At 64.8% G+C, this 16,778-nt stretch carries 13 protein-coding genes; 2 read left to right on the top strand and 11 right to left on the bottom strand.

From position 1 onward, the window contains the following. Positions 1 to 199: 199 nt before the first annotated feature. Positions 200 to 1,399: a nicotinate phosphoribosyltransferase gene (gene pncB, locus RAM80_RS19995; protein ID WP_416422174.1), complete on the top strand. Its 1,200-nt coding sequence runs from the start codon at positions 200 to 202 to the stop codon at positions 1,397 to 1,399. Between the two features lie 109 nt (positions 1,400 to 1,508). Here the strand turns inward: pncB and azu are convergent, their stop codons facing one another. Next, complete coding sequence (gene azu, locus RAM80_RS19990) at positions 1,509 to 1,958, bottom strand: azurin (protein WP_416422173.1); 450 nt, start codon at positions 1,956 to 1,958, stop codon at positions 1,509 to 1,511. Between the two features lie 262 nt (positions 1,959 to 2,220). Between azu and RAM80_RS19985 the strand changes: the two genes are divergently transcribed. Beyond that, the gene (locus tag RAM80_RS19985; RefSeq protein WP_416422172.1) at positions 2,221 to 2,808 is read left to right on the top strand and encodes a TIGR00730 family Rossman fold protein; all 588 of its coding nucleotides are present in this window, start codon (positions 2,221 to 2,223) and stop codon (positions 2,806 to 2,808) included. Here the strand turns inward: RAM80_RS19985 and RAM80_RS19980 are convergent, their stop codons facing one another. From RAM80_RS19980 to rpsR, 10 genes are all read right to left on the bottom strand, one after another. Next, positions 2,809 to 3,711, bottom strand: coding sequence for a transglutaminase family protein (locus tag RAM80_RS19980; RefSeq protein ID WP_416422171.1), 903 nt, complete (start codon positions 3,709 to 3,711; stop codon positions 2,809 to 2,811). Continuing rightward, positions 3,708 to 6,191: a circularly permuted type 2 ATP-grasp protein gene (locus RAM80_RS19975; protein WP_416422170.1), complete on the bottom strand. Its 2,484-nt coding sequence runs from the start codon at positions 6,189 to 6,191 to the stop codon at positions 3,708 to 3,710. The genes RAM80_RS19980 and RAM80_RS19975 overlap by 4 nt, the downstream gene beginning before the upstream one ends. 65 nt (positions 6,192 to 6,256) lie before the next feature. Next, positions 6,257 to 9,532 carry a DUF2126 domain-containing protein gene (locus tag RAM80_RS19970; protein WP_416422169.1) on the bottom strand — a complete coding sequence of 1,092 codons (3,276 nt, stop codon included), beginning with the start codon at positions 9,530 to 9,532 and terminating at the stop codon, positions 6,257 to 6,259. Positions 9,533 to 9,725: 193 nt separating this feature from the next. Continuing rightward, positions 9,726 to 10,148 carry a hypothetical protein gene (locus RAM80_RS19965; RefSeq protein WP_416422168.1) on the bottom strand — a complete coding sequence of 141 codons (423 nt, stop codon included), beginning with the start codon at positions 10,146 to 10,148 and terminating at the stop codon, positions 9,726 to 9,728. Further along, positions 10,145 to 11,056, bottom strand: coding sequence for an NAD synthetase (locus RAM80_RS19960; protein ID WP_416422167.1), 912 nt, complete (start codon positions 11,054 to 11,056; stop codon positions 10,145 to 10,147). The genes RAM80_RS19965 and RAM80_RS19960 overlap by 4 nt, the downstream gene beginning before the upstream one ends. A gap of 165 nt (positions 11,057 to 11,221) precedes the next feature. Beyond that, positions 11,222 to 13,525 carry a YgiQ family radical SAM protein gene (locus RAM80_RS19955; protein ID WP_416422166.1) on the bottom strand — a complete coding sequence of 768 codons (2,304 nt, stop codon included), beginning with the start codon at positions 13,523 to 13,525 and terminating at the stop codon, positions 11,222 to 11,224. Positions 13,526 to 13,639: 114 nt separating this feature from the next. Next, positions 13,640 to 15,034, bottom strand: a complete 1,395-nt coding sequence (gene dnaB, locus RAM80_RS19950) for a replicative DNA helicase (RefSeq protein WP_416422165.1) — start codon at positions 15,032 to 15,034, stop codon at positions 13,640 to 13,642. A gap of 109 nt (positions 15,035 to 15,143) precedes the next feature. Further along, positions 15,144 to 15,590, bottom strand: a complete 447-nt coding sequence (rplI, locus tag RAM80_RS19945) for a 50S ribosomal protein L9 (protein ID WP_416422164.1) — start codon at positions 15,588 to 15,590, stop codon at positions 15,144 to 15,146. 18 nt (positions 15,591 to 15,608) lie between these two features. Beyond that, positions 15,609 to 16,508, bottom strand: a complete 900-nt coding sequence (locus tag RAM80_RS19940; RefSeq protein ID WP_416422163.1) for a hypothetical protein — start codon at positions 16,506 to 16,508, stop codon at positions 15,609 to 15,611. A gap of 36 nt (positions 16,509 to 16,544) precedes the next feature. After that, positions 16,545 to 16,775 carry a 30S ribosomal protein S18 gene (gene rpsR / locus RAM80_RS19935; protein WP_008368574.1) on the bottom strand — a complete coding sequence of 77 codons (231 nt, stop codon included), beginning with the start codon at positions 16,773 to 16,775 and terminating at the stop codon, positions 16,545 to 16,547. Between the last annotated feature and the right edge of the window lie 3 nt (positions 16,776 to 16,778).

Here is a 16,778-nt window from a genome sequence, read left to right as displayed (position 1 = left end):
ACCATTACAGGCTAGCTGGTGCCTGGAAAAACACAGAGTTAGTTAGGAAACTACTTATAGTGGCGGCGAAAAGGCGATGCCAGAGGCTTTCGCGCCAGCCTCAAGCATTCGGCGGCCAGCACAAAAGACTGGCAGAATGAGCCTTTACTGTGCGCCACTATCGATTCCGTCATGCCGCCAGGCCCAGTTGGAGCCCTCAATGAGCGAGAGCGTATTCGCTGATCGCATCGTGCAGAACCTGCTCGACACCGATTTGTACAAGCTGACCATGATGCAGGCCGTCCTGCACAACTACCCCAACGTCGAGGTGGAGTGGGAGTTCCGCTGCCGCAACGGTGAAGACCTGCGCCCGTACCTGGCCGAAATCCGCTACCAGATCGAGCGCCTCTGCGAACTGAGCCTGAGCAGCGACCAGCTGGGGTTCCTGGAGCGCATCAACTTCATGAAGCCGGACTTCCTGCGCTTCCTGGGCCTGTTCCGCTTCAACCTGCGCTATATCCAGACCAGCATCGAGAACGACCAACTGAGCATCAAGCTACGCGGGCCGTGGCTGCACGTGATCCTGTTCGAAGTGCCGCTGCTGGCCATCGTCAGTGAAGTGCGCAACCGCGTGCGTTACCGCGAGGTCACCCTGGGCCAGGCCCGCGAGCAGCTGTACCGCAAGTTCGACTGGCTGGCGGCCAACGCCTCGGCCGACGAACTGGCCGAATTGCAGGTAGCCGATTTCGGCACCCGCCGGCGCTTTTCCTACAAGGTGCAGGAAGAAGTGGTGTCGGTGCTCAAGCACGATTTCCCCGGGCGCTTCGTCGGCACCAGCAACGTGCACCTGGCGCGGGAAATGGACATCAAGCCGTTGGGCACCATGGCCCATGAATGGATCATGGCCCACCAGCAACTGGGCCCGCGGCTGATCGACAGCCAGAGCGCGGCGCTGGATTGCTGGGTGCGTGAATACCGTGGGCTGCTGGGCATTGCCCTGACGGATTGCATCACCATGGACGCTTTCCTCAGCGATTTCGACCTGTACTTCGCCAAGCTGTTCGACGGCCTGCGCCACGACTCGGGCGACCCGGTGCAGTGGGCGGAAAAAGCCATCGCCCATTACCAGAAGCTGGGCATCGACCCCATGAGCAAGACGCTGGTGTTCTCCGACGGGCTCAACCTGCCCAAGTCGCTGGACATCTTCCGCGCACTGCGTGGGCGCATCAACGTCAGCTTCGGCATTGGCACCAACCTGACCTGCGATATCCCGGGGGTGGAACCGATGAGCATCGTGCTGAAGATGACCGACTGCAATGGCCAGCCGGTGGCGAAGATCTCGGACGAGGCGGCGAAGACCCAGTGCCGCGACGAGAACTTCGTGGCGTACCTGCGCCATGTGTTCAAGGTAAAACCGTAGCGCACTGTAGCCGCTGCCGCCAGGCTGCGCTGGCCCTGTGCCTCACTGAGAATCTGCAGTGAACTCAAGGGCCAGCGCAGCCTGGCGGCAGCGGCTACGGGTGTGGCGATCAGTCCACCAGGGTGACCGCGCCTTTCATCATCGAGATGTGGCCCGGGAACGAGCAGAAGAACGCGTAGTCAGTCCCCGCCTGCAGCTTCGACACGTCGAAGGTCACCGAATCCTTCTCGCCGGCACCGATGATCTTGGTGTGGGCCAGGATGCGCTCGTCGCCATCCTTCAGGTAATTCTTGTCGATGCCGGCAGCCATGCCGTCGCTGGCCACGCCCTGGGCGTCGGCAGCCTTGCTCAGCACCCAGTTGTGGCCCATGACGTTCTTGGCCAGCGAGCCCGAGTGGCCCAGGTTGACGGTGAAGGTCTTGCAGGTCTTGCTGATTGCGATGGCCTTGGTGTCAAAGGTCATGCTGTCGGTGGAATCGACGTCTACCTTGCAATCAGCGGCAAATACCTGGCCGGCAGCGAGGGCAAGCAGGGAGGCGGCTACGACTTTTGCGAACATGGTGGATCTCCAGGACAGTTATTAAGCAAGGCTTCTTCTATGAGCCCTATCGAAAATGGCAACAAGACAAACCTTACACGCACCTAATATTGTATACAATATCAATCACGGAGCGTTTACATGAACAATTTCCTGCGCAGCCTGCTCGCCGCCTACGCCTGCGGCAACACCGGCACCGAACATCTGGACGACTGAACGAAAAGCTGGAGCCAGAGCGCCTGCGGATTTACCCTGTGGCCCCCAACGTGCCAGGAGCCACCCCATGCCTTTGACTTCAGTCTGTGTTTTCTGCGGCGCCAGCAGCGGCAACAACCCGGTGTACCGTGAGGCGGCCATCACCCTGGGCCGCGCCCTGGCGGCGCGCAAGCTGACGCTGGTCTACGGCGGTGGCGCCGTGGGCCTGATGGGTATCGTCGCCGATGCCGTGCTAGAAGCCGGTGGTGAAGTGATCGGCATCATTCCCCACAGCCTCAACGACCTGGAAATCGGCCACAAGGGCCTCACCCGCCTGGAAGTGGTGGACGGCATGCACGCACGCAAGGCGCGCATGGCCGAGCTGGCCGACGCCTTCATCGCCCTGCCCGGCGGCCTGGGCACCCTGGAAGAGCTGTTCGAAGTGTGGACCTGGGGCCAGCTGGGCTACCACGGCAAGCCGCTGGGCCTGCTGGAGGTGAACGGCTTCTACAGCAAGCTCACCGGCTTCCTCGACCACCTGGTGGAGGAAAACTTCGTCCGCGAGCAGCACCGGGCGATGCTGCAGGTGAACGACTCGGCCAACGACCTGCTCGACGCCCTGGACGCCTGGCAGCCCACCGTGCTGCCGAAGTGGACCGACAAGAAGCCGGACTGATCAGCCCGCCAGCTCGCCCAGCGGCGTCACCGTGACCTGCACCTCCGGGTCATGGCTGCCGCCGCCCAGGATCACCCCGCGCAGTGGCGAGACGTCGGAGAAGTCGCGGCCCCAGGCCAGGGTGATGTGCTCCAGCGCCGGCTGCACGTTGTTGGTGGGGTCGAAGTCGACCCAGCCCAGCGGCGGGCAGTACACCGACACCCAGGCGTGCGACGCGTCGGCGCCGATCAAGCGCGGCTGGCCGGGCGGTGGCTGGGTCAGCAGGTAGCCGCTGACGTAGCGCGCCGCCAACCCGCGCGACCGCAGGCACGCCAGCATCAGGTGGGCGAAGTCCTGGCACACGCCGCGGCGGCGCTCCAGCACTTCCACCAGCGGCGTTGCCACCTGGGTGGCCTCGGCGTCGAAGGTGAATTCCTCGAAGATCTTTTCCATCAGCGCCCGCGCGCCTTCCAGCAAGGGCCGGCCGGGCGGAAAGCAATCGGCGGAAAAGGCCACGAAGCTCTGCTTGAGCCGCACATAGGGCGACTCGAAGCGGTAGCGGCAGGCCTTCATCAGGTCCTCGGCGATAGGCGCGCTGTTGTAGCACAGGGCGTTGCGCACCTTTTCCCAGCCTTGCGAGCCGGCGAAGTCCGGCGTGGCCCGCGCCAGCACCTCCACTTGCAAGCGCGCGCTGACTTTCAACTCGTCGTGGGGCCGCTCGAAGGTCAGGCGCGTCAGCGGGTTGCCGAACACATCGAAGTCATCCACGCGCCAGCTGGGGTCGGGGCTGATGACCAGGCTCTGCTCGCGGCAGATCTGCCAGGCGCAGGGCCGCGGCCACAGGTGCGCCAGCTGCTGGGCCAGGGACACCGGGCTGTCGTAGTGGTAATGGGTGTCGTGAAGAATCTGGTACTGGGCGCTCATACCGACACCGTCCGTTGGCTGACATCATCGACGTGGGCGAAATGGCGCAGGGCCAGGCGGTCAGAGACCTGGCCGCTGGCTTCGTTGATGGTCTGCAGCAGGTCGGCCAGGCCGTCGAGCACCGCCTGCACGCTGGGCGCGCCGAACAGCGAGTGTTCCAGGCTGCCCAGGTCGAAGCCGGCCAGGCGCTCGATGAGCATGGCCAGGCCGCGCTCGCGGGGCGCACCGAATTCATCGTTGAGGCGCCGCAGCGCGCGGTTCACCAGCTTGAGCTGGAAGATCACCGCGTGGGGGTTCTGCTCGTCCAGCAGCAACAGGTCGAGCACCGGGATCAACTGCGGCACCGCCAGGTAGCGCGAGCGGTAGGTGATGCTGCTGTTGCCCAGTTCCAGCAGCCATTCAAGGCCGGCCTGGTCGGTCACCGCCACGCCGCGCAGGAAGCCGGCCAGGCTGGTGCTGAGGAACTGCAGGCGCTCGATGCGCCGGCCGATCATCAGGAAGCGCCAGCCCTCGTCGCGGGTCATGTCGTCGAGGGCGAAGCCCGACAGCGCCGCCAGCGACATCACCAGGCGGTTGAGGAAGTCCAGCAGCTCGCCCAGGTCGGGCTCTTCCACGTCCAGGCTCTGGGCTTCGCGCTGCAGTTCCACCAGCGCCTGCCAGTTTTCCCGGGACAGCTTGCCGCGCACCTGCGAGGCCGCCCACTGCAAGCGCTGCAGGTTGGCGCGCAGGCTGAACGGCCACTCCTCGCCCAGCAGCGCGGCCAGCAGACGTTCTTCCAGCTCGCCCTCCTCGGGCAGCAGCGACAGGCGCTCGGCCAGCTCCACCGCGGCGTCCAGCGCCAGCGGGTCGTCGCCGTCGATGTAGCGGCCGAGGATGATGCGCAGCAGCCGCGCGCTGTCGTCGCAGCGCTCGCAGTAGCGGCCAAACCAGAATAGGTTTTCCACCACCCGCGACGGCAGGTACGGGTCGACCCGCACCACGTCGTGCACGCCGATGGTTCGCTGGGCCTTCCACTGTTCGCCGATGGGCACGCGTTCGCCCAACACCCAGGTGTCCTTGCTGGCACCGCCACGCTGCATCGACACCACCTCGGCGTCGGCCTCGGCAGCCACCCGGGTCAGGGCGCCGGGCAGCACCCGGTAGCCGTCGTAGCCTGCCACCGCGTACACGCGCATGCCGATGGCGCGCGGCGCCAGTTGGCCGTTGTCCTGCCACACCGGCGCCTGGCTCAGCTGCGCCAGCTCCTGCGCCACGTAGGCGTAAGGGCGCGCCTGGATGCGTTCGGCCATGGCCTTGCGCTGCTTGGCATCAAGGTCGCGGCCGAATACCGGGGTAAAGCTTTGCGAGGGGAACGCCGGCTTGATCAGCAGGTTCGGCAGTTTTTCCAGGGCCTGGGCCATCACCGGCGGCTCGCCGCACCACCAGGTGGCGATGGACGGCAGGATCAGCTTCTCGCCGAACAGGTGCTCGTTGATGGTCGGCAAAAAGCCCAGCAGCCCGGGTGACTCCAGCACGCCGCTGCCCAGGGCGTTGGCCACCAGCACGCGGCCCTGGCGCACCGCTTCGAGCAGGCCGGGCACGCCCAGGGCCGAGTCGGTGCGCAGCTCCAGCGGGTCGCAGAAGTCGTCGTCCAGGCGCCGCATGATCGCGTGCACCCGGCGCAGGCCGTTGAGGGTCTTGAGGTACACGGTGGCGTCGCGCACGGTCAGGTCGCTGCCTTCCACCAGCGGGTAGCCCAGCTGGCGCGCCAGGTACAGGTGTTCGAAATAGCTCTCGTTGAAGCGCCCGGGGGTCAGCAGCACGATCAGCGGGGTCTCGTTGCCGCCCGGCGCCAGGCGCCGCAGGGTGTCCTGCAGGGTGCGGAAATAGCCCGCCAGGTGTTCCACCTTGAGGTCGCGGTACAGCTCGGGGAAGGCCCGCGAGACGCTCATGCGGTTTTCCAGGGCATAGCCTGCGCCCGAGGGCGCCTGGGTGCGGTCGGCGGTCACCCACCAGCGGCCGTCGGGGGTGCGCGCCAGGTCCACGGCGCACAGGTGCAGGAAGGTGTCGCCGGGCAGCTTCAGGCCTTGGCACGGCCAGAGGAAATTGTTGTGGCCGTACACCAGCTCGGCCGGCAGCAGGCCCTTGCGGATCAGCTCCTGGGGGCCGTAGATGTCGGCCAGCACCGCGTTCAGCAAGCGGGCGCGCTGGGCGATGCCGGCGCGCAGGTGCTGCCACTCGGCGGCGGGAATCACGTGGGGCAGCAGGTCCAGCTCCCACGGGCGGTCGGCGCCCTTGGGGTCGGCGTAGACGTTGTAGGTCACGCCGTTTTCCTGGATCTGCCGGGTCAGCAACGCCTGGCGCTGGGCCAACTGCGCCGGGCTGCTGCGCTGCAATTGGTCGAACAGCTTGCGCCAGTGCGGACGCACCGAGCCGTCAGCCGCGAGCATCTCGTCAAAACTTCCCGCCGTCAGCGGGTATCGGTCAAGCAGGTCTGGCATGGAACGCTCGGCGCAGGCAGTAAGACATCAGAAAAAAGCGGCAGGCCGGTTGCCCGGCCGCCCTTTCAGGTGCGACGCATGTCCAGTGTCATCGGCAGCTCGTCATTGTTCGTGAGTGTAGGCGCAGGCTGCGGGCCGGGGCTATGGCCCAAGCGGAAGAATCGCGACAGGCGCCGGCTCTCGGCTTCGTTGGCGTTCACCGGCAGCGTCTCGTAGTTGCGCCCGCCCGGGTGCGCCACGTGGTACTGGCAGCCGCCCAGGGAGCGCTGCATCCAGGTGTCGTGGATGTCGAAGGTCAGCGGCGCGTGCACCGGGATGGTCGGCTGCAGGCAGTTGAACGGCTGCCAGGCGCGGAACCGCACGCCGGCCACGTACTCGCCGACCTTGCCGGTGGGCTGCAGCGGCACGGTGCGGCCGTTGCAGGTGAGCACGTAGCGCTGCGGCGACAGGCCGTTGAGCTTGACCTGCAGGCGCTCCAGCGACGAGTCGACGTAGCGCACGGTGCCGCCGGCGCCGCCCTCTTCGCCCAGCACGTGCCAGGGCTCCAGCGCCTGACGCAGCTCCAGTTCGATGCCGGCCACGGCGTAGTCGCCGATCTTCGGGAAGCGGAACTCCAGGTGCGCGGCGAACCATTCGGCTTGCAGCCCGTAGCCGGCGCCGTTGAGGTCGGCGATGACGTCGGCGAAGTCCTGTTCGATGAAGTGCGCGAGCATGAAGCGGTCGTGCAGCTCGGTGCCCCAGCGCGCCAGCTTCGGTGGTGCATAGGGCTTGCGCCAGAAGCGCGCCACCAGGGCACGCAGCAGCAGTTGCTGCACCAGGCTCATGCGCGCGTGGGGCGGCATTTCGAAGCCGCGCAGCTCCAACAGGCCGAGCCGGCCGGTGGCGCCGTCCGGGGAGTAGAGCTTGTCGATGCAGAACTCGGCGCGGTGGGTGTTGCCGGTAACGTCGATCAGCAGGTTGCGCAGCAAGCGGTCCACCAGCCATGGCGGGCACTGCTCGCCGGGCGCGGGCATCTGCTGGAAGGCGATCTCCAGCTCGTACAGCGAGTCGTTGCGCGCCTCGTCCACGCGCGGCGCCTGGGAGGTAGGCCCGATGAACAGGCCGCTGAACAGGTAGGACAGCGACGGGTGGTTGTGCCAGTAGCTGATCAGGCTGCGCAGCAGGTCCGGGCGGCGCAGGAACGGCGAGTCGGCCGGGGTGGCGCCGCCGAGCACGAAGTGGTTGCCGCCGCCGGTGCCGGTGTGGCGGCCGTCGATCATGAACTTTTCGGTGCTCAGGCGGGTTTCCCGCGCCTGCTCGTAAAGGAACTCGGTGCGCTCTACCAGCTCGTCCCAGCTGGCCGAGGGCTGCACGTTGACCTCGATCACGCCCGGGTCGGGGGTGATGCGCAAGTTGGCCAGGCGCGGGTCGTAGGGCGGCTCGTAGCCTTCCAGCAGCACCGGGCACTTGAGTTCCTCGGCGGTGGCTTCGATCACCGCTACCAGCTCCAGGTATTCCTCAACCTTGGCCAGCGGCGGCATGAACAGGTACAGGCGGCCGTCGCGGGCCTCGGCGCACAGGGCCGTGCGGGTCAGCCAGCTGGCTGACTCGTCGAGCTTGGGCACGCGCTCGTCGGCGGCCTGGGCCGGGCTGGCGACCTGCAGCTGCACCGGGGTGGGCAGTGCGCCCAGGTCCTGGTTGGGGTCACGCGGGTGCACGAAGGGGTATTCGGCAGCGGTCACCCAGGGCTGCGAGGCCAGGGGCAGGCGGTAGCCCAGCGGCGAATCGCCCGGCACCAGCCGGCAGTGGCTGTCACGCAGGTACCAGCGGCCACTCTGCCATTGGTCGCCATCAGCCGTGCGCGCCAGCGGCAGCACCTGGCCGATGACCTTGTCCAGGCCTTGGCTGAATACCTTGCGCAGGCGTTTGCGCTCCATTTCCTCGCCCAGGCGCGAGTCCTCGGCGCTGACGTTCACCGGCAGTGCGCCTTCGCGCCACAGGTAGTAGAAGTTGTCTTCGTAGGCCGGGAACACGAAGCGCGGCGGCAGCTTCAGGCGCTCGGCGACGCTGGCCAGGAAGCGCCCGGCCAGCTCGCCGGTGGCGCCATAATCCCTGGTTTCATCGGCGATCAGCGCGTCGTTGTGCCAGATCGGCTCGCCGTCCACGCGCCAGTAGGCGTTCAGCGACCAGCGCGGCAACTGTTCGCCGGGGTACCACTTGCCCTGGCCGAAGTGCACCAGGCCCTTGGGCGCGTAGCGGGCGCGCAGGCGCTGGTACAGCTCGGCGGACAGTTTGCGCTTGGCGTCGCCCAGGGCCGCGGTGTTCCACTCGGCGCCATCGGGGTCGTCGATGGACACGAAGGTCGGCTCACCGCCCATGGTCAGGCGCACGTCGCCCTCCACCAGGTCGGCGTCGATCTGCCGGCCCAGCGCCTGGATCTGCTGCCATTGCTGTTCGCTGTAGGGCCGGGTGACGCGCGGCGCCTCCCAGATGCGCTCTACCGCCATTTCATGGCTGAACTCGCATTCGCACGGCTCCACCAGGCCGCTGATGGGCGCCGCAGAAGACGGATCAGGACTACAGGCCAATGGGATATGCCCTTCACCGGCGAACAGCCCGGAGGTGGCGTCCAGCCCGATCCAGCCCGCACCGGGCAGGTACACCTCGCACCAGGCGTGCAGGTCGGTGAAGTCCACCTCGGTGCCGGACGGGCCGTCCAGGGCTTTCACATCTGCCGTCAGCTGGATCAGGTAGCCGGACACGAAGCGCGCGGCCAGGCCCAGGTGGCGCAGCAGCTGCACCAGCAACCAGGCCGAGTCACGGCAGGAGCCCGAAGCGTTTTCCAGGGTTTCTTCCGGCGTCTGCACCCCCGGTTCCATGCGGATCAGGTAGCCGATGTCCTGGCTCAGGCGCTGGTTGAGCGCCACCAGGAAGTCCACGGCCGGTATCGGCGTGCGGTCGATGCCTTTGAGGTAAGCCTCGAACTTGGGCGACAGTGGCAACTTCTCAAGGTAAGGCGCCAGCTCGTGCTTTTCGTCCTTCGCGTAGGCGAATGGGATCTTTTCCGCGTACGGCTCAAGGAAAAAGTCGAAGGGGTTGAACACCGCCATTTCGGCGACCAGGTCCACCTCGACGCGGAATTCGTCGGTCTTTTCCGGGAACACCAGGCGCGCCAGGTAGTTGCCCTGAGGGTCCTGCTGCCAGTTGATGAAGTGCTGCTCGGGCAGCACCTTCAGCGCATAGGACAGCACGCGCGTGCGGCTATGGGGCGCGGGGCGAAGGCGGACGATCTGCGGGCCAAGTTCAACCGCACGGTCGTAGCGGTAATGCGTGACATGGTGCAATGCGACATGGATCGACACGGCGTGCCTCCTGCGAGCCTTAACGGTAAGCGCACCGCGCAAGGTTTATGCCACGTGGGCAAAGCCAAGCACTAGAGCGCCTGCTCATTCAAGCACAGCACCAAGATCGTGCCATGCCCGATTAGCATCGCAAGGGTTGCACATTTATCGGGCAGGCACATGACGCAAGCGAAGGAGGCGGTTGGCCAAGGCGTTATCGCTGCCGACGCAGCCACAGGAAGTGTTGGCGCATTTCGCGATGGCGTCTCGAATTCAGTAGCAACAACCCCGTGAGCGGCGACAACACCGCTACCGCGAAGACACCGAGCGGCGGCTGGTAGAAATAGCTGGGAAGCGCCGTGGCAAGGCAGGCCAGCAACACGGCGGCAATAACCCAGGTCGCCGCGAGCCGGCCCCTGACCATCAGGAAATGGCTGATGAAAACTGCCACACCCACCGATGCCCCGCCCCACAGGAGCCCCGGCCCCTTGAGCGGCTTGAGCGGCACGTTGGCCAGGTAGGAGAAGCCGACAATGGCAACTACCGTACCAATCGCAAGGCAACAGCACAGAACAACACCTATGAACGCTGGGTAATATTTTGCCATCCAGCTGAGCGAGCCATCCTGGTCAGTCATTCACCCTCCTCCTCATACAGCCCGACGGCTACGTTGATGTTGCCCGACAGGCTGCTGCCTATCAGGCCCAACGACGCGCTGATCGAGTCTCTGATCTGGGTGATAGTGGCGTGTTTGAACTGGGCCGGGGTGTAGCGCTTCTCCAGTGTCTTGGCAGCTTGCCTCAGCTTCATCAGCCTGGGGGTCAACTTCGGGTCTTTCAACGCAAGCAGCTCGCTGGTCAACCGCTTGCGCTCCTGCCGGGTAAGGCCCTGAAGGGCCGCGCGAAGCGGCCTGCCCGTGTTGGCCTTGACCAGCAGGAGTAGCCTGGTCGTCGTCACCGCCGATGCAGCGACACCGGCCAATGACAGGCCATCGAGAATGAGCGACACCGCCTGGTACCAATCATTGCTGTCGAGTTCGTCCACGGCCTGCTGGTCGTAGGCCGATACCGCCGTGCGCCCTACCCCGGCGATGCATTGCAGCCCGCTGGCAGTGGCGGCGCTGTAACCGATGATGGTCACCACGGTACTGGCGCCCCCCGTGAACGGCACGGCAATGGTGCCGCTGAGCATTACCACCCAGCTCAGCACCGCCCCCGTGCAGGCCAACCCGGCGTTGAGCGCCTCCTGCAACACCCGCGACTCGCGGCCGTCGTTATGCACCTGGCTGATGAACTGCTCGGGCGTAGTGTGGCGCTTGGCCTCACGCAATATCACCCGTTTTACCGCCTTGCTGCAGATCGGCTGGAACTCGCGCAGGGTGATCACGTTGAAATCGCTGTCGATATACACCACCCCGGCGCCGACGATACCGGGGTCGGCGTCGATGGCGGCGAACAGGCGTGGCAGGTTGATGCGGCTTTCGATGCGCTGGCGGGCGAAGTGCTGGGAGGGGGTGGTGAAGGACGGATTGAGAGCGGTGCTCACTGGACGGTTCCTTGTTCAGTGGGGAGGAGCGCGGTACGTAGCAGCTGCCGAAGGCTGCGTCACGGGTTATGCGGCGTTAGTGACGCGACCTTGCGGCCGCTGCTACAGGATATTGCGTAGGACGGCAGGTGTAACCGAGGAGCCTCGGTTACACCCGGCTTCACATCAGCGCGGCAGGACGGGCTGGCGCGATGGTTTCTTCTTGCCCTTGCCACCCTTGGCGGCGTCGTGGCGGGCCTTGGCGGCTTCCTTGGCGCGGGCTTCGGCGGCAGCCTTGGCCTGTTCGCGCTTGTCCCACGGCTTGGAGCCGTCGCTGCCACGCGGCGGCAGGCCGGTGTGCTGGGTCAGGATGCGGGTTTCCTTGGCCACCTTGTGGCTGCCGGCCGGCGTCGAGTTCTTGCGACGGGCACTCTGGTAGGTGTCGGTCGCCGGCTGGTGCAGCGGGATCAGCTGGTGCTTGCCCGGGCCGATCAGGTCGGCGCGGCCCATGCGCTCCAGCGCTTCGCGCAGCATCGGCCAGCCCTTCGGATCGTGGTAGCGCAGGAAGGCCTTGTGCAGGCGGCGCTGCTCCTCGCTCTTGACGATGGTGACCGCGTCGCTCTTGTACGTGACCTTGCGCAGCGGGTTCTTGCCCGAGTGGTACATGGCGGTCGCCGACGCCATCGGCGAAGGGTAGAACGCCTGCACCTGGTCGGCGCGGAAACCGTTGCCCTTGAGCCACAGCGCCAGGTTCATCATGTCTTCGTCGGTGGTGCCCGGGTGCGCGGCGATGAAGTACGGAATCAGGTACTGCTCCTTGCCTGCTTCCTTGGAGTACTTCTCGAACATGCGCTTGAACTTGTCGTACGAGCCGATGCCCGGCTTCATCATCTGGTTCAGCGGGCCTTCTTCGGTGTGCTCCGGGGCAATCTTCAGGTAGCCGCCCACGTGGTGGGTGACCAGTTCCTTGACATACTCCGGCGATTCCACCGCCAGGTCGTAGCGCAGACCCGAGGCAATCAGGATTTTCTTCACCCCCGGCAGGGCACGGGCGCTGCGGTACAGCTGGATCAGCGCCGAGTGGTCGGTGTTCAGGTTCGGGCAGATGCCCGGGAACACGCACGACGGCTTGCGGCACGCCGATTCGATTTCCGGGCTCTTGCAGGCGATGCGGTACATGTTGGCGGTCGGGCCGCCCATGTCCGAGATCACGCCGGTGAAGCCTGGCACCTTGTCGCGAATCTCTTCGATCTCGCGAATGATCGACTCTTCCGAGCGGTTCTGGATGATGCGGCCTTCGTGCTCGGTGATGGAGCAGAAGGTGCAGCCGCCGAAGCAGCCACGCATGATGTTCACCGAGAAGCGGATCATGTCGTAGGCCGGGATCTTCTCCTTGCCATACGCCGGGTGCGGAATGCGCGCGTAGGGCATGCCGAACACGTAGTCCATTTCCTCGGTGGTCATGGGAATGGGTGGCGGGTTGAACCACACGTCCACTTCGCCATGCTTCTGCACCAGCGCACGGGCGTTGCCCGGGTTGGTTTCCAGGTGCAGCACGCGGTTGGCGTGGGCGTAGAGCACGGCGTCGCCGCGCACTTTCTCGAACGACGGCAGGCGGATGACGGTCTTGTCACGGGTCATGCGCGGGCTGGCCAGGATCTGCACGACCTTGGGCTCGTTCGGGTCTTCCACCGGGCCCTTTTCCTGCTCGATAGCGCAGGCCTGGGTGTCCTGGGTGTTGACGTACGGGTTGATGATCTTGTCGACCTTGCCAGGACGGTCGATACGGGTGGAGTCCACCTCGTACCAGCCCTGCGGCGTGTCACGGCGCACGAAGGCGGTGCCGCGGATGTCGGTGATTTCTTCGATCTTCTGCCCGTACGACAGGCGCTGGGCCACCTCGACGATCGCGCGTTCGGCGTTGCCGTACAGCAGGATGTCGGCGCAGGCGTCGATCAGGATCGAGTGGCGGACCTTGTCCTGCCAGTAGTCATAGTGGGCGATGCGGCGCAGCGAGGCCTCGATGCCGCCCAGCACGATCGGCACGTGCTTGTAGGCTTCCTTGCAGCGCTGGCTGTACACCAGGCTGGCGCGGTCGGGGCGCTTGCCCGCCAGGCCGCCAGGGGTATAGGCGTCGTCCGAGCGGATTTTCTTGTCCGCGGTGTAACGGTTGATCATCGAGTCCATGTTGCCGGCCGCGACGCCGAAGAACAGGTTCGGCTCGCCCAGCTTCATGAAGTCGTCTTTGCTGGTCCAGTCGGGCTGGGCAATGATGCCCACGCGGAAGCCCTGGGCCTCCAGCAGGCGGCCGATGATGGCCATGCCGAACGACGGGTGGTCGACGTAGGCGTCACCGGTGACGATGATGATGTCGCAGGAATCCCAGCCGAGCTGATCCATCTCCTCCCTGCTCATGGGCAGGAATGGCGCTGGCCCGAAACACTCGGCCCAGTACTTTGGATAGTCGAATAACGGCTTGGCTGCTTGCATGTCGATGACCGTGTGGCTACATGTTGAAAAAACGCGGGCGAGGAATATAGCACAAATTTTGACCAATTCCGACGACCACTGTCGGAATTCAGCCCGCTCGATAAAAACCCCGGGTTATTCGTCGTCGAAGTTGTAGCTGCCTGGGGCCAGGTTCTCGAAGCGCGTGTATTTGCCGATGAAGGCCAGGCGGATGAAGCCGATGGGGCCGTTACGCTGCTTGCCGATGATGATCTCGGCGATGCCCTTGTGCTCGGTCTCGGGGTGGTACACCTCGTCGCGGTACACGAACATGATCACGTCGGCGTCCTGCTCGATCGCTCCCGATTCCCGCAAGTCGGAGTTTACCGGGCGCTTGTTCGGGCGCTGTTCCAGGGAGCGATTGAGCTGCGACAGCGCCACCACCGGGCAGTTGAATTCCTTGGCCAGGGCTTTCAACGAGCGGGAAATCTCCGAAATCTCGTTGGTACGGTTGTCGCCGCTGGAACCGGGGATCTGCATCAGCTGCAGGTAGTCGATCATGATCAGGCCGATGTCGCCGTGTTCACGCACCAGGCGGCGCGTACGCGCGCGCATTTCCGACGGGCTGATACCGGCGGTGTCGTCGATGAACAGCTTGCGGTCGTTGAGCAGGTTGACCGCCGAGGTCAGGCGCGGCCAATCGTCGTCGTCCAGGCGGCCGGAACGCACCTTGGTCTGGTCGATGCGGCCCAAGGAAGACAGCATACGCATGACCAGCGAATCACCTGGCATCTCCAGCGAGTAGACCAGCACGGCCTTCTCGCTGCGCAACACGGCGTTTTCCACCAGGTTCATGGCGAAGGTGGTCTTGCCCATCGACGGACGGCCGGCGACGATGATCAGGTCGGCCGGCTGCAGGCCGCTGGTCTTCTCGTCCAGGTCGGTGTAGCCGGTGGACAGGCCGGTGATGGCCTCGTCGGTGTTGAACAGCGTGTCGATGCGGTCGATGGCCTTGGTCAGCAGGTCGTTGACGCTGACCGGGCCGCCCGTCTTGGGCCGGGCCTCGGCGATCTGGAAGATCTGCCGTTCGGCCTCGTCGAGGATCTCGGCGGCGTTGCGGCCCTGGGGGTTGAAGGCGCTGTCGGCGATCTCGTTGCTGATGCTGATCAGCTGGCGCAGGGTGGCCCGCTCGCGGACGATCTGCGCATAGGCCTTGATGTTGGCGACCGACGGCGTGTTCTTCGCCAGTTCGCCCAGGTAACCCAGGCCACCGACCTGGGTGCTCTGCCCTTCCTTGTCCAGCTGCTCGTGCAGGGTGACCACGTCGAACGGCGTGTTCAAATCCGCCAGGCGGGCAATGGCGCGGAAGATCAGGCGGTGGTCATGACGGTAGAAATCGCCATCCGAAACTTGATCGAGCACGCGTTCCCAGGCGTTGTTGTCCAGCATCAAGCCACCGAGCACGGCCTGTTCGGCCTCGATGGAATGCGGCGGCACCTTGAGGGCGGCGGTTTGCAGATCGTACTGTTCGGGTTGCGATATCTCGTTCATGGCCACTTGAAATCAGAGGGTACAGAAAGACAAAGGGCACGACCTGTAGACAGGATCGTGCCCAATGTTACCGGCTGTTACCCAAGGGTGCCAGCCGATAGGTAGTGCCTTAAGCAGCTACAACAACAACGCGTACGGTAGCTTCTACGTCGCTGTGCAGGTGCACGGCAACGTCGTATTCGCCAACGTTACGGATGGTGCCGTTCGGCAGACGAACTTCAGCCTTGGCAACTTCAACGCCCGAGGCGGTCAGTGCGTCAGCGATGTCGTGGGTGCCGATCGAACCGAACAGCTTGCCTTCGTCACCGGCGGTGGCAGTGATGGTCACTTCCAGCTCAGCCAGTTGGGCAGCGCGAGTTTCAGCCGAAGCTTTCTTGTCTGCAGCCAGTTTTTCCAGCTCGGCACGACGCTCTTCGAACGCAGCCAGGTTGGCTGGGGTCGCGGCGGTAGCTTTGCCGTAAGGCAGCAGGTAGTTACGGCCGTAACCAGCCTTAACGTTTACTTTGTCGCCCAGGTTGCCCAGGTTGGCGACTTTTTCCAGAAGGATCAGTTGCATGTGGAAATCCTCTAACTTTTAACCTTCACCGTTCGCATTGCCAGCGTCTTTCGACGCCAGACGTCCGCGAAAATCAATCAGGCTGTCGACAATGGCCAACACCACGAGCAACGGATAGATCAGCTGCATGAACACCAGCAGCGTCACGTACAGCCCCACCAGCCAGAACCGCGCCAGGCGCTTTGCAGCGACCAGGGCGTGAATCAGGGCCAGGCCTGCGAACAGCAGCGGCACACTGCACAGCGGCGTGAGCATGGCCAGTTGAGTGCCGAAATTCGGCCCCACCAGCATGCACGCCAGCAGCAGCAATGCCGGCCCCCGCGGGATGCGCACGGTGCGAAACTCGCGACCGAACCCACCCGGGTTGTACAACAACGCTTGCCAGTACCGGCCCAACATCAGGCACAGCACGCTGACAATCTGCAGCATGGCCGCTATCAGGCCGGTCAGGACCGGTGGCAGCAGTGCGCTCAGGCGCGCTCGCTCTTCTACCGACAATTGCTGGTAGAGATCACCGAGGGCCATGGGCAGGACCTTTGACAGTTCCTGCGCCATGCCGTCGATGTGAGGGCGGAAAACCGCGCCCAGCACCACTGCATACACCAACCCCAGGGCTATGCTGACCAGCAGCACGCGGATCCAGGACTCACTCGAGCGCAGCACGTGCGCGAGGGTCGCCGAGCCCAGCAGCACCAGAAGTGCGCGGGGGTCGTGGTCGCTTCCCAGCAGCCACCACGCCAGAGCGGGCAGCAGGCCGAGGGCGAGGACACTCTTGGCATCCTGAAATCCGCGCCGCAGAAGCACCAGGCTTCCCGCGGCAGCACCCAACCAGAACAACAGCGGCATGACTGCCGATATGGCCACCACCAGGGTGGCCTGCATGCGTCCGCGCATGATGAAATCAGCTATGGCGCGCATGCATTCAATCCCTTGCTACTTGTCGACGACCCGGTCTCAGCGGCCGTGGCTGTCGGTGTAGGCCAGCAGGGCCAGGAAGCGGGCGCGCTTGATAGCGACGGCCAGCTGACGCTGATAACGAGCTTTGGTACCGGTGATACGGCTTGGAACGATTTTGCCGGTTTCGGATACGTAGGCTTTCAGGGTGTTGAGATCTTTGTAATCGATCTCTTTCACGTCTTCAGCGGTGAAGCGGCAGAATTTACGACGACGGAAGAAACGTGCCATGTA

This window comes from Pseudomonas sp. App30 (assembly GCF_047947025.1).
Lineage (GTDB): Bacteria > Pseudomonadota > Gammaproteobacteria > Pseudomonadales > Pseudomonadaceae > Aquipseudomonas.
This window is presented reverse-complemented; position numbering and strand designations above follow the sequence as displayed.

Bases quoted from the DNA above. Each gene is read 5' to 3' on its own strand.
- pncB (WP_416422174.1), top strand. From the start codon at position 200: ATGAGCGAGAGCGTATTCGCTGATCGCATCGTGCAGAACCTGCTCGAC.
- azu (WP_416422173.1), bottom strand. From the start codon at position 1,958: ATGTTCGCAAAAGTCGTAGCCGCCTCCCTGCTTGCCCTCGCTGCCGGC.
- RAM80_RS19985 (WP_416422172.1), top strand. From the start codon at position 2,221: ATGCCTTTGACTTCAGTCTGTGTTTTCTGCGGCGCCAGCAGCGGCAAC.
- RAM80_RS19980 (WP_416422171.1), bottom strand. From the start codon at position 3,711: ATGAGCGCCCAGTACCAGATTCTTCACGACACCCATTACCACTACGAC.
- RAM80_RS19975 (WP_416422170.1), bottom strand. From the start codon at position 6,191: ATGCCAGACCTGCTTGACCGATACCCGCTGACGGCGGGAAGTTTTGAC.
- RAM80_RS19965 (WP_416422168.1), bottom strand. From the start codon at position 10,148: ATGACTGACCAGGATGGCTCGCTCAGCTGGATGGCAAAATATTACCCA.
- RAM80_RS19955 (WP_416422166.1), bottom strand. From the start codon at position 13,525: ATGCAAGCAGCCAAGCCGTTATTCGACTATCCAAAGTACTGGGCCGAG.
- dnaB (WP_416422165.1), bottom strand. From the start codon at position 15,034: ATGAACGAGATATCGCAACCCGAACAGTACGATCTGCAAACCGCCGCC.
- rplI (WP_416422164.1), bottom strand. From the start codon at position 15,590: ATGCAACTGATCCTTCTGGAAAAAGTCGCCAACCTGGGCAACCTGGGC.
- RAM80_RS19940 (WP_416422163.1), bottom strand. From the start codon at position 16,508: ATGCGCGCCATAGCTGATTTCATCATGCGCGGACGCATGCAGGCCACC.
- rpsR (WP_008368574.1), bottom strand. From the start codon at position 16,775: ATGGCACGTTTCTTCCGTCGTCGTAAATTCTGCCGCTTCACCGCTGAA.